Raw genomic sequence first — 20,016 nt, 5'->3', positions numbered from 1 at the left:
CATCAAACCGGGTGCGGCAAGGGCAGGTAGCGCTTTAAAAGTCAGTGTTTAGCGTGTGGCAATGGCCACAGCCACACCAGCCATCATTCCGGCGCATGTGCGATTGGCAATCTTCACCATACGCGGGGTACGCAAAAAGCGACGTGCCTGCACAGCCAGCAGCACCCAGGCGTTATAAACAACTGCCAGAACCATGAACATGACCAGCAGCAGTTCGCCCCAACCGAGAATTGAAACGGCTGTCAGATCAATCACCGTTGGCAGGATGGCAATATAAAAAACCATGATCTTCGGGTTGCCGAGTGTGATCGCCAGGGCGCTCAGGAAAAGCCCACCCGCTTCATTGCGACGCGGAATGATTTCCTCGCTGACGAGATCGCCGACCGGTGCAAACCACATTTTCCATGCGAGATAGGCCAGATAGACAAGACCACCATATTTGAGCACAAGGAAAACAGTATGGAAGTTCTGCGCCAGCGTCGAAAGCCCCCAGACCGCCAGTGACAGCCAGACAGCATCACCGATCCACAGCCCGAGCATGAATGGAAAAACACCCTTGTGGCCGCGGCTGATGACACGAGCGACCAGCGCACCGATATTTGGACCCGGCGTGCCAGCTGCAACCATCAAAATTCCGGCAAAGACTGCAAGCGACGTCAGATCCATTTTCACACTCCCATAACGAGGCCTCGTGGTTGTGCCAGAAAACGGATTCCAGCGCAATCGAACCGTTATTGCGGTCGCTTCAATGCCTGCCGAAGCTTTTCGATATTCGGGCGGCAATGGCAGCCCTCAATGTGGTCATTGACCAGCCCCATGGCTTGCATGAATGCATAAACGGTTGTGGGGCCCACAAAAGACCAGCCGCGCTTCTTGAGGTCTTTTGAAATCCGGGTTGATGTGGGTGTTGTTGGATTGGCCGACAAAGTGGGATAATCCACCACTTGCGGACGATCTTCCGCACCCGGCTCAAACGACCAAAAATAGGCAGCAAGCGAACCTTTTTCCTTGACCAGTTCTATAGCGCGCCTGGCATTGTTGATGGTGGAAACGATCTTTCCACGATGGCGCACGATGCCCTTGTCAGCCAGCAGTCGCTCGATATCTGTATCGTCATAAAGGGCCACGCGGTCGAAATCGAACCCGTCAAAGGCTGCGCGGAAATTCTCACGCTTACGCAGGATCGTCAGCCACGACAGTCCCGACTGAAAGCCTTCAAGACAGATTTTCTCAAACAGACGCTGATCGCTCGTGACTGGGACGCCCCACTCATGATCATGATAGGCAATATAATCAGGCAATTCACCGGGCCAGAAACAGCGCATCTTGCCATCGGCATTAACGATCAGGCCTGTCTTTTCCTGCACCGTGTCGCTCATTTCAGTCCTCCGAAGTTTCATTCATTTTTAATCATGTCGCGCAACTTGTGGCTAACCACAACTTTAATTTGAACGAGTTTACGACCCGACACGCGGCAAAATTTACTTTTATGATTCCATTGCCCGGCACAATGGGACCTAGAATTTCGGGGCCGTTCTCCTGACAGGAGATGTCAGGAGCGCGACGGGCAACCGCGTTATTGCAGATGCTGGGCAAATGCAGAACGCAAAACAGTCGGATTTGGCTTATGAAACCACGTCATCTGCTTTTAATCGGATCACTTGCGGCAATAGCCGTTTCCATCGTGACCACAAGCATGGCTTTTGCCAATGATCGTTACGCGACCCAACCACCGGTTCGCGTCGACAACGAAACATCACAACGCTGGATCGCGCAGCTCAACGGACCAGCTGTCCGCGTTCTGCCACAGCTCGACGCCGTACAGCCGCAAAAGCGCACCGTCGTCCGCCAGAAGCAGCCGCAAAAGCCTCGCTATCAGAATGTAAGCCAGCAACGCCCGGCAGCGAACCCGGCCAAGGTTGTACGGAAGAAGCAGCAGTTCGATCCGGTGTTCCTGCCACAGACAGTGTCTTATTCGGGCGGCGAAAAGCCCGGTACTCTGGTGATCGATACCAGCAAGCGCTTCCTCTATCTCGTCGAGGGCAATGGACAGGCGCGCCGTTACGGCATTGGCGTTGGCAAGCAAGGTTTTGGCTGGAAGGGTACGCAGCGGATCAGTCGCAAAGCTGAATGGCCAACCTGGACACCGCCAAAAGAAATGATCGCGCGTGAGCGCAAAAAGGGGCGCATTTTGCCCGCGCAGATGAAGGGCGGCGTCAACAATCCTCTCGGTGCGCGTGCACTCTATCTGGGTTCGACACTTTATCGCATTCACGGCACCAATCAGCCATGGACCATCGGAAAAGCTATGTCTTCGGGGTGCTTCCGTATGCGTAACGAAGACGTGACCGATCTTTACGGACGTGTCCCTGTCGGCACACAGGTCGTGGTCCGCTAAGCCTTTTCTTGACAAACAAAGCTATCAGACCGCTGTTATCGCAACAACAGCGGTCTTTTTTGTCATCAAATTGAAACCTTTGGCTTTTTTTAGAAGAAAGCGCGCTCATCACCGGCAAACATGTCGGAAATGCCTTTCACTTTTTGTGCGAACACCCATATGCTGGAGTGGATACATCAAACAGTATGCACGTAAGAGGGAAGGACAGATCATGACCGTACCGGCGGTAAAACTGAACGACGGCAATCACATTCCACAGCTCGGTTACGGTGTCTGGCAAGTTGGCAACGATGAAGCCATCGCGGCTGTCAGTGAAGCGTTGAAAGTCGGCTATCGTCACATCGACACCGCTGCCATCTATGGCAACGAAGAAGGCACCGGCAAAGCAATCAGCGATTCAGGCATTGCCCGTAGCGACATTTATCTGACGACCAAACTCTGGAACAGCGATCAAGGCTATGAATCGACCCTCAAGGCGTTCGACACCAGCCTGAAGAAGCTTGGAACCGACTATGTGGATCTTTATCTGATCCATTGGCCCATCCCTTCCAAGGACCTGTTCATGGAAACATGGCGCGCATTCATCAAGCTGAAAGAAGAAGGCCGCGCAAAATCTATTGGCGTGTCGAATTTCCGCACCGCCGATCTTGAGCGCATTCTGAAAGAAAGCGATGTTACGCCAGTTCTGAACCAGATTGAGCTGCATCCACAGTTCCAGCAGGACGAACTGCGTCTGTTCCACAGCAAGCACGACATCGCGACGGAAGCGTGGAGCCCGCTCGGACAGGGCACCATTCTGGAAAATCCAACGCTGAAAACAATCGCCGAAAAGCACGGTAAGTCAGTCGCTCAGGTAATCCTGCGCTGGCATATCGAAACCGGCAATATCGTTATCCCGAAGTCGGTTACACCTGCCCGTATCAAGGAAAACTTCGATATTTTCGATTTCCGTCTTAACGGTACCGATCACGACGCAATCACCAAACTTGACAAGGCCGATGGCCGTATCGGACCAAACCCAAACACGTTTTCGTTGGGTTGATTGAAACGAGAAGCCCGGCTCTGCCGGGCTTCTTTTTTATCGCAGAAGCTTTAAGCTTCCGGTCAGTGAACGCACCCATTTGGCTGGCCCTGCAATACCCACCCCGTCAATTGTTTCCGATGACAGCTCTTTGTCCGGGAATGTCTTTTCATACTCGGCATAGACATGCATCGAGCGAGCAAACGCCGGGAATGCCACAACGGCCTGTCGTTCTTCAAAGCTCGCCGCCTTCAGAACAATAGACCGAATAGTCTCGGCATCGGCCTGCAGAACCGGTACCGGGCGATCAGAACTGATATCAATTGCAGTGCCTGACTTATCGGTCAGTTGTCGGGCTGCGATGTATGGCAGCTTAGCGCCCAGACCAATCGAAATTGTGCCGACCGTATTGGCAAGCAATCCCAGCGGCAGTTCCGGGTTGACGATGATGGCGAGGCGCAAATCTTCTTGCATGATGGCTCCGGCGGAATTGATGTTCCGACCAGAATTACATCACCTGGGGAGGCAGTTCTTATCTTTATTCCCCACTACAGGTCTGAATTTGGTAAGATCTACCAGATTTTAAAACATTTCAGGTCGATTCTCATGATCCCACTCGAACCATCCGACATCAAGATTCTCGATGCTTTACAGGAAGACGGCCGCCTGACCAATCAGGCGCTGGCCGATAAGATCAGCATGTCCACATCACCAAGCTGGCGCAAAGTGCGCAAGCTTGAAGAAGATGGCATCATACAAGGCTATCGCGCCACATTGGATCGGAAAGCCATTGGCCTTGGTGTGATGGCATTTGTGCGGATCAAGATCGACAGCCACAGTGAAGCCGAGGCCGAGCAATTTGCCGCCGAACTGATGGGGCTTGATGAAGTCATCACCTGTTACAGCATTGCAGGCGACGCCGATTTCCTGCTGCAAGTAGTATCGCATGACCTCGATACCTATGCAGACTTCGCCATGTCGACCTTACGTCGCCTGCCCCGCATCAAGGAGATGCAGACCACCTTCGTTCTGAAAGAAACAAAGGGGTTCAAAGGGTTCCCTTTGCATTACGCCCGGTCAGTGAAGACTGGCGCTTGAAAGGGCCGCAGGTTTTGGTCCGCCATAAGCCCAATCGAGCAATTCAATTGTATGCACGATGGGTAACCTGCTGCCGGTTGCGATTTGCGTCATACAGCCAATATTGCCTGTCGCGATCAAATCCGCTCCTGTGGCCTCAATGTTCTTGACCTTGCGGTCACGAAGTTTGGTCGCGATTTCAGGCTGCATGATGTTGTATGTGCCAGCCGAGCCACAGCAAAGATGCCCCTCCAGAGGCTCCCGCACCGTAAAACCCGCCCTAGCAAGCAAATCCTTCGGCTGACGCACCAACTTCTGACCATGCTGCATGGAACACGCAGAGTGATAAGCAACTGTCAGGCTTGCAGGCCGTGGCGGCTCGGGCAGCTCTATTGAGGTCAGATATTCGGTCACGTCCTTGGCCAGCTCAGAGACCTTTGCTGCCTTATCCTTATATGCAGGGTCCAGCCTCAGCATATATCCGTAATCCTTAATCGTTGTACCGCAGCCAGACGTCGTTACGATAATGGCGTCCAGACCACCGGCTTCAATTTCGCGGGTCCAGACGTCGACATTGTGCCGCGCTTGTTCAAGCGCCTGCTCCTCACGTCCCATATGATGCACCAGCGAACCACAACATCCTTCACCTTTCGGCGTTATCACCTCGATACCGATCCGGTTCAGCAGGCGCAGGGTGGCCGCATTGATGCCGGGATTGAGCACGGGCTGTGCACAGCCATTGAGGATGGCGACCCGCCCACGCTTTTCGCCCTTCGCAGGGCTGATAGCATTGACCTGCTGTCGGGCGGGCAGATGTTGCGGCGCAAGATCGAGCATGGCGGCGACTGGCCTCAATGTATCGCTTTTGCGGAACAAGGAAGCAAACGGCCGCCCAAGGTTTGCGAGTTGCAATGCCAGCCGGAAACGGCCCGGATACGGCAGAACCTGTGCCAGAACTCCGCGCAGAAAGCGGTTCATAAACGGGCGCTTATAGGTCTTCTCGATATGCGACCGCGCGTGGTCGATCAGATGCATATAATTGACACCCGACGGACAGGTCGTCATGCACGACAGGCACGACAGGCAGCGGTCAACGTGCCGAACGACTTGTTCATCAGCCGGGCGATTATTCTCCAGCATATCCTTGATAAGATAGATGCGCCCACGCGGGCTATCCAGCTCATTGCCCAGCGTCACATATGTCGGACATGTTGCCGTGCAGAAGCCGCAATGCACACATTTGCGCAAGATTTTTTCGGCCTCATTGACGCCGGGATCAAGCAGTTGCTCAGGACTGAATTGGGTTTGCATGGCGTCACACTCCTGCCTGCTCAGGATAAATACGGCCCGGATTGAGAATATTCTCCGGATCAAACTGCTGCTTGAGACGTCGCGACAAAGCGGCAAGCGCGGCCGATTGCGGCTCAAATACATCGGTATTTGCACGCACCTGCTCCGATGCCCGGACCAGCGTGGCATGGCCCCCGCCATATCTGGCAATAAGGGCGCGGAGTATCTGAGCCTCGGGCTCGGATTCCATACGCAGCCAGATCAATCCGCCCTGCCAGTCATAATAAGCATCTGCACCAGCATGGCGTCGGAATTCATCCACCATTTTCCAGCCCTGCATAGGTGCCATTGAAACACGCCAGACCGGGCGTTGATCGCCCTTTTTCACAAAAGGCAATACGTCACGCACCTCGCGCCAAAGCTGACGCGACTGCGCTTCATCAAGAGAAATGATCTCCCCCGTGGAGCCCAGCAATGCCTGCAATTGCGCGCTGCGATGCCGAACCGAGGGCGCAAAGCCTTCTATCCGCAGAACAGTAGCGGCTTCACTACCCAGATTGCCATCCAGAAAGCGCCAAGCCACGCTTGGTGGCAGATGAGCGCTTGAAGCCACTTCTTCACGCGACCCCATAGCCATGGCCATGATACGACTAGCCGCCTCATCATCGAGCCCGCGCACAGCAAGTGTTGCCACCGTTTCAGGCGCAGGCAACACCTTGAAGGTCACTTCAGTGGCTACGCCCAGCGTACCCCATGAATTGGCCATGCCTTTTGAAAGATCGTAACCGGTGACATTCTTGACCACGCGTCCGCCGGATTTGAACAGCTCACCCCGCCCTGAAACCACGCGCACGCCCAATATATGATCGCGTGCGGCACCCGACTTGACGCGACGCGGACCAGAAAGATTGGCAGCAAGCGCGCCCGCTATTGTGCCACTTCCAGCATCGCCTGAAAGGAGTGGGCCGTAATCCATCGGTTCGAAATGAAAACACTGTTTGTTGTCTGCCAACAGTTTTTCAATTTCGCAAAGCGGTGTGCCCGCCTTTGCGGAGAGCACCAGTTCGTCGGGTTCATAAAGAGTTACCCCCGACAGGCTCGATACATCAAGCACAGCACCTGTGGCCATGGGGCGCCCAATGCCGCGTTTGCTGCCCCGACCAAGAATTTCCAGCGGCGTTGAATTGGCCAAAGCCCATTGCACCGCCTCCAGAACGCCCGCTTCATCCTGCGGCTTTATTATGTTTGTGTCAGTCATCATCAAAACCGTATCAAAGCAGGGATTAAAATCGGGGAATATCCGGAAACGCCAGCTCGCCACGATGCACGTGCATGCGTCCAAGCTCAGCGCAGCGGCGCAATTGCGGAAAGACCTTGCCGGGATTGAGCAGATGCTTGGGATCGAACGCACATTTGACGCGCATCTGCTGATCGAGATCAATCTCGTTGAACATGACAGGCATAAGATCTCGCTTCTCGATGCCCACACCATGCTCGCCGGTCAACACACCGCCGACCTCGACGCAAAGCCGCAAAATATCTGCACCGAAATCTTCCGCCGCTTCCAGTTCACCCGGAATATTCGCGTCATACAGGATGAGCGGATGGAGATTGCCATCGCCCGCATGAAAGACATTGGCAACGCGAAGCCCGTATTTTTGTGAAAGATCGCGCATTCCTGAAAGCACACGCGGCAATTCCTTGCGCGGTATCGTGCCATCCATGCAGAGATAGTCAGGCGAGATACGACCCACCGCCGGGAACGCCGCTTTTCTTCCCGCCCAGAACGCCAGGCGCTGCTCCTCCGATTGCGAAAGCGTGCAGACGGTCGAACCGTTCTTAAGCGCAATTGCTTCCACCTGATCAATCAGATGATCGACCTCTACCGGAGGGCCATCGAGTTCGACAATGAGCAGTGCTTCGACATCCAGCGGATAACCGACGCGAACAAAGTCTTCCGCCGCCTGAATGGCCGGACGGTCCATCATTTCCATACCACCAGGAATAATCCCGCAACCAATGATATCGGCTACGCACTGGCCTGCCTGTTCGCTCGACGGGAACCCGATCATGACCGCGCGCGCCGTTTCAGGTTTTTGCAGTATACGCACGGTGATTTCCGTAACGACGCCCAAAAGCCCTTCAGAACCTGTCATCAGCCCCAGCAGATCATAGCCTTCGCTATCAAGATGCTTGCCGCCGAGACGCAGCACTTCGCCAGTGATCAGCACCATCTCGATGCCAAGCACATTATTGGCAGTAAGCCCATATTTCAGACAATGCACGCCGCCCGCATTTTCCGCGACATTGCCACCGATGGAGCATGCAATCTGCGAAGATGGATCAGGCGCATAATAGAAGCCTTCGTGTTCCACGGCCTTTGTGATGCCAAGATTGGTCACACCCGGCTGCACGACAGCGACACGGTTGGGATAATCGATTTCAAGAATACGATTGAAGCGCGACATGCCCAACAACACGGCATCAACCAGAGGCATGGAACCACCGGAAAGCGACGTCCCTGCACCGCGTGGCACAACGCGGATTTCATTCTCATGGCAATAACGCAGTATTTGTGAAACTTGCTCGACGGTCTCCGGCAGCACCACAACAAGTGGCAATGCGCGATGCGCGGTCAGCCCGTCTGTTTCGAACACCCGCATGGTATTGGTCGCATCGACAACGCCCTCCCCCGGTACTATTGCCCTAAGGTCAGCAACGATTGTATCGCGCCGTTCAAGAACCGAAGCATTTGGCTCCGGCATAATCAGTCCGCTCATGTGTTCCTCCGCCTCCCCAGAGTGCATTCAGCGTCGCTTGGGTCAAGTGGTAATATTATTTTACCAATTGGCCTATAGCGAAACAGTTGTGACGCTGCGGCATAATCGCCTTGCGGTCCTTTGCCAGCCTCGGCTAGATGAGCCAGTGCATATATCTGCCAGGGAGGATTTGAAACTATCATGATGAGCAGTCTGGCGGATATGGAGATTTTCGCGCGTGTTGTTTCAACGGGCAGCATGTCAGCGGCAGCGCGTGATCTTGGACTATCACCAGCAGTTGTTTCCAAAAGACTGGGACGACTTGAAGAACGTCTCGGCACGCGTCTTTTGCAGCGAACCACACGTCAGATTGCTTTGACCGAAGCCGGTCAAGGTTATCATGAGCGCGTTCTGGCAATTCTGAGCAATATCGAAGAGGCAGAAGCCTTCGTTGCCCGCAGATCAGCAAACGCGCGCGGGACACTGAAAATATCAGCCCCGACGACCTTCGGGCGCATGCATATCGCGCCCTATCTTGTGCCTTTCATGCGGACCAACTCAGACCTCACGGTCAATATGCAGCTTTCTGACGAGATGGTGGATATCGTTGGCGATGGCTATGATCTCGCGATCCGCATTGGCGAGTTGTCAGACTCAACCCTTGTCGCCCGGCGCCTTGCGCCAGTGCGTCGAGTGCTGGTTGCCTCACCGCATTATATCACCGAGCGCGGCACGCCCGAAAGCATCGAGGATTTGCAGGGGCATATATGTCTTGCTCCGCATAATAATGATCCATGGCGGCTTGAAGGACCGAAAGGGCCGATCACCATCCGCCCACAGGGACCATTGCAAACCAATTCAAGCGAGATGGTGCGTGAAGCGGTTCTGGCAGGGCTTGGTATCGCCCAGCGTTCGACATGGGATGTGGGACCTGAACTCGCAGCCGGTAAACTCGTGCAAGTGCTGCCTGAATATTCGGCTTCCCGCAATGTGGCGATCCATGCTGTCTACCCCTCAAAGCAATTCCTGCCTGCAAAGGTGCGGCTGTTCATAGATTATCTGGCTGATCTTTACGGGCCGGTTCCTTATTGGGAGAGCGGCAGTTCTCCACAAAACATGCCGGCAAAATAGACGTTTCCCGTCTGATTGCGTATGAAACCAAGCTGCTTTTATTAGAAAGCGTGCAAATGCAGCCGGCTAAGCAATTGATTATCAATAGCCTTCTAGCCCCATAATTCAGCGAATCGGATGGCCTCCTCCCTGCCATGTCGATTTTTGAGGAATGATGATGAATACACCTACCCGCCTTATTCTCGCAGTTGTCGTAGCCGTTATCGTCGGCTTTGGCTTCATGTTCTACGACAAGTCACGTGGCGCCGAATGGGTCGTCTCGCCGCAGCAGATTGAACAGGCAAAAGCCGAAGGAAAATCTGGCTTTGAAAGCCGCCCAGGCACAGTTACCGTACTGCCTATCCGTAGCGAAACGGCAGATGTCCTTCCCTTCAAATGGGCGATGTATGGCCTTGTTGCGGGCCTCGTCGCATTCTTTTCAGGCCGCAAGCGCAAGAAGGCCTGACGCAGAGCTGCAATCTTCTCAAACCCCGGAAGCATTCCTTCCGGGGTTTTTGTTTAACCTGTAAACTCCCCGTTGCTCGACTGACACCTTAAGGCTAACTTGCCGCCGATATGGAGAGGGCTTCAAACGGCATGGCCGATACAATTTTTTCACGCATTCAAGCGAGCCGCACAGCGGATGATGTCGTCCACCAGATCGAGAGCCTGATTCTCGAAGGCGTCTTGCGCGGTGGCGACCGGCTTCCGGGCGAACGGGAACTTGCGCGCCAGTTCGATATTTCCCGTCCTATTTTGCGAGATGCCCTGAAGCGGCTTGAAAATGCCGGGCTTCTTAGTTCACGCCACGGTGGCGGCACATTCGTTGCCGATGTCATCGGGCAGGTTTTCAGCGCACCGGTGGTGAAGCTCTTTGCAGACCATCGCAAAGCCAAAGCCGATTATCTCGAATACCGCCGTGAAATAGAAGGCATTGCCGCTGAGTTTGCAGCGCTACGCGCAACGCCCGCCGACAAGGCGCTCCTGAAGGAAATCATCGTTGCAATGGAAACCGCGCATGGTGCCGGAGATTTCGATACGGAAGCGCGGCTTGACGTCGATTTTCACAATGCTATCGGTGAAGCCGCACATAATATCGTGCTGCTGCACACATTACGCTCCTGCTATCAACTGCTCAAAGATGGGGTTTTTTACAATCGCAGTCTGATTTACAATTACCCCGGCGTCGCTGACATGTTCCTGTCACAGCACCGCGCCATTTACGACGCCGTCATTGCAGGTAACCCGCAAGCGGCCCGCGAAGCTGTTCAAAAACACATCCGCTTTGTCGAACAGGCGACGAACGACAGAGAGCTGAATGATGAACGCGAGCGCGTGTCTCGTTTGCGATACCGTCAGCGAGCAGGAAAAGACGCAAAAGAAAGCGATGACTTATGACCGGTGTGACCTTGAAGGACGCTAAAGGACCCGAAGGCGTCCGGCTTTATGCCATTGGCGACATTCATGGGCGCCTCGATCTTTTGCAGGATATGCATGGCCTTATCCGCGCCGATCTCGACCGCAAACCTGCACATGACTGGCGTATCATTCATCTTGGCGATTACATCGACCGGGGACCGGATTCTAAAGGCGTGCTTGATTTTCTGGTCAGCGCATCAGCACACGATCCGCGCGTTCTGTCTTTGATCGGCAATCATGATGATGGTTTCCTGCGCTATCTTGCGACGGGAGACACGAACGGGATTTTTGCCCATCATGGCGGCAGCGACACTGCGCGCTCTTATGGAGTTGAGGTTGATTATAACGATCCAGAGTCAGCAATTACCGGATATAAACAGCTCGTGGACACCGTACCACAGGCGCACATCGACTATATCCGCTCCATGCCGCATTCAGTGAACTTCGATGATTTCTTTTTCTGTCATGCGGGCGTTAACCCGGCAGTGCCGCTCGACGCTCAGGACCCCGAAGACCTGATGTGGATCAGGACGCTGTTTCTGAAATGGACCGATCCATTGGAAAAAGTCATTATCCACGGCCATACACCGCAGAGTGCAATCGACGTTCAACCCAATCGGGTTAATCTCGATACATATGCATGGAAGAGTGGAAAGCTGTCAGCCATCGTCATCGATGGCTCTGAAAAGCGCTTTCTGGAAGCGACTGGCCCAGCCGCCAGCCCAAAAAAACTAACGCGCGCTTGAAATGCCGTAGCCATCAGTCGAGGTCATGCTGTTACCTGCATCGACTGTGAAAATACCAACTGCCATGAACACGATCGCAGAAATCATCAGGACGGTGAGGAGAGCGGCATGCTTAGCGGTCATGATCGAAAACTCTTTACAGGGTTACCGGGAGGATCGGGAAACCGAGTTTTCATAATGAGCAAGGCTCGCACCTTGTCCGATCACTTGCCACCCGGAAGTTGGCCTCAGTTACACCTGAAAAAAGTTACCCGCAACTGAACGCGAGGGCTACAATTGTCCCTTTCCAAGGGAAAAACCCGAATGGCTTTCCCCTGTGGCAAAGTCGCAACGCCTTATAGGGGCGAGTTGTTGTTTACAGGCAACTTTTAGGGCGTCCGTGCTAGATCAGATTGGTCCATGCACGTGCGAGCGCGGCACCTGCTTTATCTGCTGCAATGCCCGAATGCTGTAAATGTGCAGGAAATTCAGCCGCCCATTCAGGATCGAACTCGGCGATCACATCGCTGAGTGTTTCATTCCAGCCGACGACCAGTTTGGTGTCGGCTTCAAAGTGAAACTGCGTGCCATAGACCGCTCGGCCGATCCGGTAAGCCTGATGAGCTGTCATATCGCTGACTGCGATGTGAATAGCTCCTTCTGGCAATGAAAACGTATCGCGGTGCCAATGAAAAATCGGAAACGCAGAGCCTGCGGCAGCCAGTACCGGGTCGCTCTGCCCCTTCTCTGTCAGCCGCACTTCATGCCAGCCAAACTCCATGGGGCGATCCAGAATATTTTCGCCTCCATAGGCCCGTGCGACGAGCTGGCTCCCGAGGCAAATGCCAAGCACAGCCTTGTCCTTATCGCCGAAAGCACGAATGAGGTTGAGGAGATCAGGAAAATACGGGCATTGGGCATCTGCAAGCGCATTCTGCTCACCACCGAGTACGATAAGCGCCTGATAATCACTGTCATCCCGTGGAAGCGCGTCACCCCGATAGGCGTGGCGCAGATCAATCGAACGACCCGCCTCAATCAATATAGGCTCGATTTGCCCCAGGCCCGAATCCGGATAGTTCTGAATGACCAACACGCTCATCGTTCAAGCTCCAAAGCCGCTTCTTTGCGAAGATTGCTATCATGAAAAAAGCCCGGACAATAGCCGGGCTTTACTGACTGATTGGGTTGTTTCAGTTGACGACTGAAACGCTGACTGTACGACCAGCCACCAGATGGACACCCTGTGGCACTTCCTCCAGTTTCACTCTGACCGGCACACGCTGCGCGAGGCGAACCCAGTTGAATGTTGGCGAGACATTGGCAAGCAGACTGGTTGAGTCCGTACGCTCGCGGTCTTCAATGCCTCCGGCAATGCCTTCGACCTTGCCTTTGAGCTGAACCTTGCTGCCCATCACATCAACCAAAACCGGATCGCCGATCTGGATACGCTCAAGTTTGTTTTCTTCAAAATAACCGGAAACATAAAATGAATCCGTATCAACCAGCGCTGTCACTGCGGAACCAGTCGTCACATAATCCCCTGGTTGAAGCGAGAAATTGGTGATCACGCCATTCACCGGAGCCTTGACCGACGACCGGTCCAGATTGAGGGATGCCAAATCACGGTCAAGCTCAGCCTGACGATGGGTGGCCTCAGCCTGCTGGGTTGTCGTTTCGATCTGCTCCATTTTCTGCTGGGTCACAGTCGTGTCGTTGAGCTTGCGATAGCGGGTCTGATCGCGATTGGCCATATCCAATGCCGCCTTGCTGCTGGCAAGCTTCGCATCGGCCAACTGAAGTGCCAGTTTGTAGCGCGCCTGATCAATGCGGAAAATCACCTCGCCCTGCTGAACCGTCTGATTGTCATGGACCAGCACTTCGCTCACAAGACCGGAAACGTCGGGGGCCACGCGCACGACATCAGCGCGGATTTTGCCGTCGCGTGTCCATGGCGCATTCATGTAATAATCCCAAAGATGCCAGCCGAGCAGCCCTGCCATCGTGACCATGACAAGGGTCAGGAAAACCCGGCCGGAATGTGCAAAGAGCTTTTTCATAGCGGTATTCCATTCAAGAGTACGGCGCTTACGCCAAGAATACAAAAGTACATAGCGGCATCAAACAAGGGCCGATGCCAGACAAACCGATAAAAGCGAGCGCGCACCAGCAGCCGCTGCAGGACTGAATTGGCGAAATAAGCGCCGAGCGCCAGAACTGCCAAAGTCGGCAGATAAATCCCATAGATATCGAGTTCAGGTCTCATGACTGTTCAAGTTCCATTCGTACGAAGCGCATGCCTTATGCGGCCTGTGGCAGCTCAAGCTGTGGCTGCGGTGGAAGGGCAAAGGGCGGAGCTTTCGGAAACAGGTTGAAGCGCAAGCCAACCAGCGCAATACGTGGCCGTTTGGCAGTTGCTGGTGAACCATTTTCAATGATGGCTGTGATGGCTTGATCGATGACAGCCAGAAGATCAGCATCGATATCGTCACGTGTTTCCAACCTGGCGTCACGCGACAGGGCCCGATAATGCGCACCAACGCCGTCCAGCACCAAATCCACCGCATCACGGCAGGGATCTGGCAGCTTTGAACGATATTGCTGCAAATCAATCGTGTTCATGCCGTTGCGCAAATCTCGCAACAGATCAACCTTGGCAATATCCGCAGCCGGTATCAAAGCAAGGCGCGGCGTCATCATGCCGATGCGGTCAATCATTTTGAGCAGCAACCGGTTCATTCGCTGACGACGATGTCGGCCCGGCTGACGCTCGGTTGCAAGCACAATGTCATTCCAGCCTGCTCTGACGAGGCGACGCACGCTCCATTCGGCACCGACCGAACGCACAATTGATGTTACCACCGCAGCAATGACGATACCCAGAACGGTGGCCAGATTGACATTGGCAAAGCTCACAAAATCATGCGTCAGATGACCTTGCAGCATCAGCATGTTTGGCAGGTTCACACATAGCACCATACCGAGCAAAAACTGCGATGGGATCGCAAGCAGCAGACCGGCAGGGATCAGAAACAGGCCAAGCACGAGCACCAACGGGAAGAACCCATCGACCAGCGGCAATAATGCAAATTCAAACACAAATGCCGCAGCAATCACGATCAGTAGCAACCAGTTGAATTTGCGCATCACCGGGACGGGATCGTCCATGCCCGCAAAAATACAACAGAATATCCCTGCCATCATGGCGGCGGCGCTACCCTGCGACCAGCCGGTCGCAATCCAGAATGTCGTGGCAATACACGTCGCGAGAAAGGCCGAGAAGCCAGAAAGAAAGGCCATGCCATAATCTCTGTGCTGCGGACGGGCCTTCAGATGTGCATCGTAACGGCGCCAACGTAGCGAATGACGCGAACCGGAAACAATGTCCTGACGCAGCGTAATGCAGTCGCTCCAGATCTGGACCAGATCACGCACACGCGCCGCCAGATTGAACGGCAGCAATTCATCCCAGCTATCCGCATCTCTGCCATGCTTTTCGATTTCATCAAGATAGCCAAGAAGCATTCCCCGGCGCTGTTCCGTCAGAGCTTCTCCACTTTCAAGCCAGTCGCAAGCTTCATCCAGAAGCTTCTGCACCGCAGGATGCCACGGCTTTTCGCTCTCGCCGGGCTTGAGGACCAACACATCATGCAGACTGGAAACAATCGGCAGAACGGCAACCATACGCTGTTGTAACACATGCAAAAGCATTCCGACGTTGCGGATGGATGATGTGTCATAGGCGATATGTGTCGTCAGATTTCGCAGTTCGAGAGCATCAGCTGCGAGCCGCTGGCGGTCACGCCTGAATTCCGGGCTATCGCCGTCCCCACGCAGCGTTGCAACGGCAAGCTTGGAGCCGTCGCGCAGCCAGTTATCGATACGTGCGACAAGAACGGGACCGCTATGGCGCGGAAATACCAAACGATTGACGAGGGACGCACAAATGATGCCGATGGCAATTTCTTCTACACGGCCCACCGCATAATCAAAGGTCGTGGCGGGCGAAGAGACAACCGCAAAGCTCGCAATAGCGACGGTATAACCAGCCAGCATGAAAAGGTAGCTGCGTGGCGTGCCATCCAGCAGGCTGATGGCAAGACAAAGTCCCATCCACAGACCGATTGCCAGCGTCAGAATTTCAGGTGAGTTGACCAGATGCGGCACGAAGAGAATCGTGACCGCACCGCCAATAATTGTACCAATCAAACGATAGAAACCCTTGGACGTTGTAGCGCCCGAAAGCGGATGCGCAACGATATAGACAGCCGCAACCGACCAATATGGGTTGGGAAGGTCTGCCATCAGGGCAATCCACAGCGCAAGCATGGCGGCCGCAAAGGTCTTCAGTGAGAAGACCACGTCCCAAAATCGCGGCAATGTTTCAGCGGGTTTAATCATTGGCTTCTGGAATGTTCATTAGAATGTCTGTGTGCCTTCCGGTCAGGAAGACGGGTTCTGGAATTTCTCGTGAAGTTTGCGCAACACATCCATCGCGGTATCAACGGCATCAGGATCAAGGTCGCCAAGAAAAGCCATTCGCAGACGCGCCGCAGTCTTTTCTACCTTGGCCGCAAGGATCCGCCCCTCATCCGTCAACTGAATGAGCTTGACCCGGCGATCCGTATCGTCAGGGATTCGGCGGATCAGGGCTTCCTTTTCCAATTCATCCACGACACGGACGATGGTTGCTCCTTCAATTCCGACTCTTTCGGCAAGCACACCCTGAGGAATGCAATCACCATGCCGTAAAAGCGTCATGAGCGGGATGGCTTTTGCGTCCGAGAGGTTGTGTTCCGCCATTGCGGCATCGAAGGCTTTACGCCATCCACGGGCATTGGCTGACAACAGCGGTGCAAATTCGCCCCAGGCTTGTTTCATCACTTAAATTCCATTCAAATAGATAGCTTCATATCTATATGGATACAATCTAGTTCAATGCAACTACTTTATTAGTCCCATCAAATGTTTGTGTAGCTACGCATTCAAATCTCCCCGACCAACCAAAAAGCTTGACCATTGGGCCAGCCCTCTGCCATCGATGCGATCATGCGCGCGAATTATAAAATGCAGAGACTTTATATCGAGACCGGCCTTGGCGATGGCGTAAACGTGGAAGCGCCGACGCAAGCCGCTCATTATCTGACGCATGTGCTGCGATTGAAGGACGGCGACGAAATCCTCGCCTTCAACGGACAGGATGGCGAATGGAAAATGCGGTTGCGGCCTGAGGGCAAGAAGCGCTTGTTTCTTGAAGCAGTCGAGCAAACACGTCCGCAACCAGCACCATGCGATCTGCTCTATTGTTTCGCGCCGCTGAAACAGGGGCGGCTCGACTACATGGTGCAGAAAGCCGTTGAACTGGGCGCGGGCATTTTGCAGCCCGTCGTAACGCAGCATACGCAGGTACCCAAGCTTGGGACAGATCGTATCAAGGCCAATGCCATCGAGGCTGCCGAACAATGCGGGGTGTTGGCAATACCAGAATGCCGCGATGCTCTGCGTTTTGATCGTTTTCTGGAACAATGGGATCCGTCACGTCGTCTCATATTCTGCGATGAAGGCCATGAAACGGATGATCCGCTGACCATTCTGGGCAGCTTGCAGCCCGGCCCTTATGCGGTTCTGATCGGCCCTGAAGGCGGGTTTTCAGAGATCGAACGACAGCAGTTGCGCAGCCTTCCCTTTGTAACAGCGATACCGCTGGGCCCGCGAATTCTGCGTGCAGATACGGCCGCAGTTGCAGCATTGACGCTGGTACAGGCGGTGTTGGGCGACTGGAAAGCAACAGCATGAATTTGAGAAAATCCAATCATCAATGAAATTGACTTGCGTGATTTGACAAATTTGTCCAATCACGCTGACAAATATAAATCCGACTAGGGACAATACGCATGGCGCGCGACACGACCGATGAAACAGCACTGACTGGTGTTGAAGAACTCGCAGCCTATCTTGCCGAAGGCAGCAAGCCGAAAGATGCGTGGCGCATCGGCACCGAGCACGAGAAATTTCCTTTCTACGTTGCAAACAACAGTCCTGTTCCTTACGAAGGCCCGAGCGGCATCAAGGCCATTCTGGAAGGTATGAAGGCCAAGCTTGGCTGGGAGCCAATCATCGATGAAGGCAACATCATCGGCCTGGTCGAGCCTACGGGACAAGGCGCGATTTCGCTCGAACCGGGCGGCCAGTTTGAACTGTCCGGCGCGCCTCTTTCGACCATTCATCAGACTTGTCGTGAAGTGAACGCCCATCTTTCGCAAGTGCGTGAGATTGCCGAGCCGCTCGGCATTCGTTTCCTGGGTCTTGGTGGCAGTCCAAAATGGACATTGGCTGAAACGCCGGTCATGCCGAAGTCGCGCTATAAAATCATGAGCAACTACATGCCGAAAGTCGGGCATGAAGGTCTCGACATGATGTACCGCACGTCGACCGTTCAGGTTAACCTCGACTTTGGTTCTGAAACAGACATGCGCCGTAAGATGCAGGTCTCGATGAAGCTGCAGTCCATTGCGACAGCGCTGTTTGCCAGTTCTCCTTTCACCGAAGGCAAGCCAAACGGTCTTCAGTCATGGCGCTCCAATATCTGGCGCGATACTGACAACCAGCGCTCGGGCGTGTTGCCGTTTGTCTTCTCCGAAAACTTCGGTTTCATCGATTATGTCGAATGGGCGCTTGATGTACCGATGTATTTTATCCTGCGCGACGGTCGTTATCATGACTGCACGCATGTGACTTTCCGCCAGTTCATGAATGGCGCTTTGAAGGGCGAAGTCAGCGATCCTGTGCCGAATATGGGCGACTGGACCAACCATTTGTCGACACTGTTCCCAGAAGTGCGCCTCAAGCGCTTCCTCGAAATGCGCGGAGCTGACGGTGGTCCGTGGCGTCGTATCTGCGCCCTGCCTGCCTATTGGGTTGGCCTGCTCTATGACGACGAAGCGCTCGATGCCGCAGAAGATCTGACAAAAGACTGGACCTATGAAGAAGTTCTGGCCTTGCGCAATGATGTTCCTGCAAAAGCGCTCAATGCTTCATTCCGTGGTAAGCCGGTTGCGCAGATCGCCCGCAAGACGCTTGAAATCTCGCGTCTCGGCCTTCTCAACCGCAACAAGCTGAACGCCGATGGATTTGACGAAACACATTTCCTGGCACCACTGGAAGAAATTGTCGCTGCTGGCATTACCGATGCGGAGCGCATGCTCAAAGCCTATAACAGTGTTTGGGCCGGTTCAGTTGAGCCGATCTTCCTCGAATACGCGTATTAATCTCCATATAAAACGGAGGTTATCTTCGTCCGCAACCAACGATGCGCCGGGTCACTTTCCCGGCGCTTATGCCATATTTGCACAAACGGTACTGGCGGCAACGCTACAGGTGCAGGCAGGACAACAAGATTGTCATCCGGCGGCAGATTTTTAAGCCCACCACGCGCTATCGTCAGGATAAGATCAGTGCCTGCGATCAGTTGTGGCGCGACACTCCAGTGAGGAACAACCACCGCGATATGCCGTGTGTATCCCGCAATTTTCAGGCTTGCTTCGATCTCGGTCGTCGCGTCACCACGCACTGCTACAAGCGCATGCGGTCGCGAAAAATAAATATCGGCATCGAATTGCCGTCCTTCTAGGCTCCGGCGATCCAGAAGACACACATATTCATCCTTCATCAGCACATCGGCAGCGATCTGAGCAGGCAAATGCGGGAACACCCCAAAGCCCAGATCGATCTCGCCATCCAGAATGCGTGCGATCATGCCTTCGCGGCTGAACTGGCTGATCGCGAGGTCAATGCCAGGCGCATCGTTTCGTAACTCTCTGACCAATCCAGGCAGCACAATATTGCCGCCATAATCCGACATGGAGAGATGAAAGCGATGCCGCGTGGTTGCAGGTTCAAAACCAAGCGGGCCAAGTACACTGCGGACGCCCGATAGCACTTCCGTAAGCGGCCTGGTAATTTCCATTGCCTTGATTGTCAGAGATAGACCTGCACCTTCCCGAATAAGCAGTTGGTCATCGAGTAACTCGCGCAGACGCGCCAGCGCGTGACTGACTGCGGGTTGGCTCATATTGAGCCGCACCGCTGCACGCGACACATGACGCTCCGTCAGAAGCGCATCCAAAATCACCAACAGGTTGAGGTCGACATTCCGTAGATTATTCGCCTGATGCATAATTGCCCCGGTAATCTGAATTTCAAATTCTTATTATCTAT

The 20,016-nt window shown here is 54.1% G+C and carries 22 protein-coding genes; 9 read left to right on the top strand and 13 right to left on the bottom strand.

Features of this window, described 5'->3' with window-relative positions; translation table 11 throughout:
• Positions 1-48: 48 nt before the first annotated feature.
• Positions 49-666, bottom strand: coding sequence for a LysE family translocator (locus tag CEV32_RS01305; RefSeq protein ID WP_094573636.1), 618 nt, complete (start codon positions 664-666; stop codon positions 49-51).
• A 65-nt stretch (positions 667-731) separates the two neighbouring features.
• Positions 732-1,379, bottom strand: a complete 648-nt coding sequence (locus CEV32_RS01300) for a DNA-3-methyladenine glycosylase I (protein ID WP_094573635.1) — start codon at positions 1,377-1,379, stop codon at positions 732-734.
• 248 nt (positions 1,380-1,627) lie between these two features.
• Between CEV32_RS01300 and CEV32_RS01295 the strand changes: the two genes are divergently transcribed.
• Positions 1,628-2,398 (top strand): L,D-transpeptidase, encoded by a 771-nt coding sequence (locus CEV32_RS01295; RefSeq protein ID WP_094573634.1) that lies wholly within the window; start codon positions 1,628-1,630, stop codon positions 2,396-2,398.
• A gap of 211 nt (positions 2,399-2,609) precedes the next feature.
• Entirely contained in the window at positions 2,610-3,440 is an 831-nt protein-coding gene (locus tag CEV32_RS01290; protein WP_094573633.1) for an aldo/keto reductase, read from the top strand.
• 36 nt (positions 3,441-3,476) lie between these two features.
• On the opposite strand, the gene CEV32_RS01285 is transcribed toward CEV32_RS01290, so the two are convergent.
• Positions 3,477-3,893 carry a DUF2000 domain-containing protein gene (locus CEV32_RS01285; protein ID WP_094573632.1) on the bottom strand — a complete coding sequence of 139 codons (417 nt, stop codon included), beginning with the start codon at positions 3,891-3,893 and terminating at the stop codon, positions 3,477-3,479.
• A 132-nt stretch (positions 3,894-4,025) separates the two neighbouring features.
• Here CEV32_RS01285 and CEV32_RS01280 point away from each other — a divergent pair, with 132 nt between their 5' ends.
• Positions 4,026-4,517, top strand: a complete 492-nt coding sequence (locus CEV32_RS01280; RefSeq protein WP_094573708.1) for an Lrp/AsnC family transcriptional regulator — start codon at positions 4,026-4,028, stop codon at positions 4,515-4,517.
• On the opposite strand, the gene glcF is transcribed toward CEV32_RS01280, so the two are convergent.
• The 3 genes from glcF to CEV32_RS01265 are packed head-to-tail and all read right to left on the bottom strand — an operon-like array spanning position 4,497 to position 8,566.
• Positions 4,497-5,807: a glycolate oxidase subunit GlcF gene (gene glcF / locus CEV32_RS01275; RefSeq protein ID WP_094573631.1), complete on the bottom strand. Its 1,311-nt coding sequence runs from the start codon at positions 5,805-5,807 to the stop codon at positions 4,497-4,499. The genes CEV32_RS01280 and glcF overlap by 21 nt on opposite strands.
• A 4-nt stretch (positions 5,808-5,811) precedes the next feature.
• Complete coding sequence (gene glcE, locus CEV32_RS01270) at positions 5,812-7,044, bottom strand: glycolate oxidase subunit GlcE (protein WP_094573707.1); 1,233 nt, start codon at positions 7,042-7,044, stop codon at positions 5,812-5,814.
• Positions 7,045-7,069: 25 nt separating this feature from the next.
• A complete protein-coding gene (locus tag CEV32_RS01265) occupies positions 7,070-8,566 on the bottom strand; it encodes an FAD-linked oxidase C-terminal domain-containing protein (RefSeq protein ID WP_094573630.1) in 1,497 nt (498 codons plus the stop codon).
• 180 nt (positions 8,567-8,746) lie between these two features.
• On the opposite strand from CEV32_RS01265, the gene CEV32_RS01260 reads away from it, so the two are divergent.
• The 4 genes from CEV32_RS01260 to CEV32_RS01245 all read left to right on the top strand — a co-directional run bounded on the left by CEV32_RS01260 (position 8,747) and on the right by CEV32_RS01245 (position 11,820).
• Positions 8,747-9,676 carry a LysR family transcriptional regulator gene (locus CEV32_RS01260; protein ID WP_094573629.1) on the top strand — a complete coding sequence of 310 codons (930 nt, stop codon included), beginning with the start codon at positions 8,747-8,749 and terminating at the stop codon, positions 9,674-9,676.
• A 157-nt stretch (positions 9,677-9,833) separates the two neighbouring features.
• On the top strand, positions 9,834-10,121 hold the full coding sequence (locus tag CEV32_RS01255; protein WP_094573706.1) for a hypothetical protein: 288 nt from the start codon (positions 9,834-9,836) through the stop codon (positions 10,119-10,121).
• A gap of 131 nt (positions 10,122-10,252) precedes the next feature.
• Positions 10,253-11,053 carry an FCD domain-containing protein gene (locus tag CEV32_RS01250; protein ID WP_094573628.1) on the top strand — a complete coding sequence of 267 codons (801 nt, stop codon included), beginning with the start codon at positions 10,253-10,255 and terminating at the stop codon, positions 11,051-11,053.
• The gene (locus CEV32_RS01245) at positions 11,050-11,820 is read left to right on the top strand and encodes a metallophosphoesterase (RefSeq protein ID WP_094573627.1); all 771 of its coding nucleotides are present in this window, start codon (positions 11,050-11,052) and stop codon (positions 11,818-11,820) included. The genes CEV32_RS01250 and CEV32_RS01245 overlap by 4 nt, the downstream gene beginning before the upstream one ends.
• Here CEV32_RS01245 and CEV32_RS23565 read toward each other — a convergent pair.
• The 6 genes from CEV32_RS23565 to CEV32_RS01220 form a co-directional block, all read right to left on the bottom strand.
• Positions 11,806-11,943: a hypothetical protein gene (locus CEV32_RS23565; protein ID WP_007877997.1), complete on the bottom strand. Its 138-nt coding sequence runs from the start codon at positions 11,941-11,943 to the stop codon at positions 11,806-11,808. The genes CEV32_RS01245 and CEV32_RS23565 overlap by 15 nt on opposite strands.
• Before the next feature lie 259 nt (positions 11,944-12,202).
• Positions 12,203-12,901, bottom strand: a complete 699-nt coding sequence (locus CEV32_RS01240) for a type 1 glutamine amidotransferase (RefSeq protein WP_094573626.1) — start codon at positions 12,899-12,901, stop codon at positions 12,203-12,205.
• A gap of 91 nt (positions 12,902-12,992) precedes the next feature.
• Positions 12,993-13,859: an efflux RND transporter periplasmic adaptor subunit gene (locus CEV32_RS01235; RefSeq protein WP_094573625.1), complete on the bottom strand. Its 867-nt coding sequence runs from the start codon at positions 13,857-13,859 to the stop codon at positions 12,993-12,995.
• A complete protein-coding gene (locus CEV32_RS01230) occupies positions 13,856-14,065 on the bottom strand; it encodes a DUF1656 domain-containing protein (protein ID WP_094573624.1) in 210 nt (69 codons plus the stop codon). Before CEV32_RS01230 ends, CEV32_RS01235 begins: the two co-directional genes overlap by 4 nt.
• Positions 14,066-14,100: 35 nt before the next feature.
• Positions 14,101-16,200: an FUSC family protein gene (locus CEV32_RS01225; RefSeq protein WP_094573623.1), complete on the bottom strand. Its 2,100-nt coding sequence runs from the start codon at positions 16,198-16,200 to the stop codon at positions 14,101-14,103.
• A gap of 42 nt (positions 16,201-16,242) precedes the next feature.
• Entirely contained in the window at positions 16,243-16,680 is a 438-nt protein-coding gene (locus CEV32_RS01220; protein ID WP_094573622.1) for a MarR family winged helix-turn-helix transcriptional regulator, read from the bottom strand.
• 168 nt (positions 16,681-16,848) lie between these two features.
• On the opposite strand from CEV32_RS01220, the gene CEV32_RS01215 reads away from it, so the two are divergent.
• Positions 16,849-17,595, top strand: coding sequence for a 16S rRNA (uracil(1498)-N(3))-methyltransferase (locus CEV32_RS01215; protein WP_094573705.1), 747 nt, complete (start codon positions 16,849-16,851; stop codon positions 17,593-17,595).
• A gap of 98 nt (positions 17,596-17,693) precedes the next feature.
• Positions 17,694-19,067: a glutamate--cysteine ligase gene (locus tag CEV32_RS01210; protein WP_094573621.1), complete on the top strand. Its 1,374-nt coding sequence runs from the start codon at positions 17,694-17,696 to the stop codon at positions 19,065-19,067.
• On the opposite strand, the gene CEV32_RS01205 is transcribed toward CEV32_RS01210, so the two are convergent.
• A complete protein-coding gene (locus CEV32_RS01205) occupies positions 19,064-19,975 on the bottom strand; it encodes a LysR family transcriptional regulator (protein WP_094573620.1) in 912 nt (303 codons plus the stop codon). The two genes, CEV32_RS01210 and CEV32_RS01205, sit on opposite strands and share 4 nt — an antisense overlap.
• Positions 19,976-20,016 lie beyond the last annotated feature (41 nt).

The organism is Brucella rhizosphaerae (assembly GCF_002252475.1).
GTDB classification, from domain to species: Bacteria; Pseudomonadota; Alphaproteobacteria; order Rhizobiales; family Rhizobiaceae; genus Brucella; species Brucella rhizosphaerae.
This window is presented reverse-complemented; position numbering and strand designations above follow the sequence as displayed.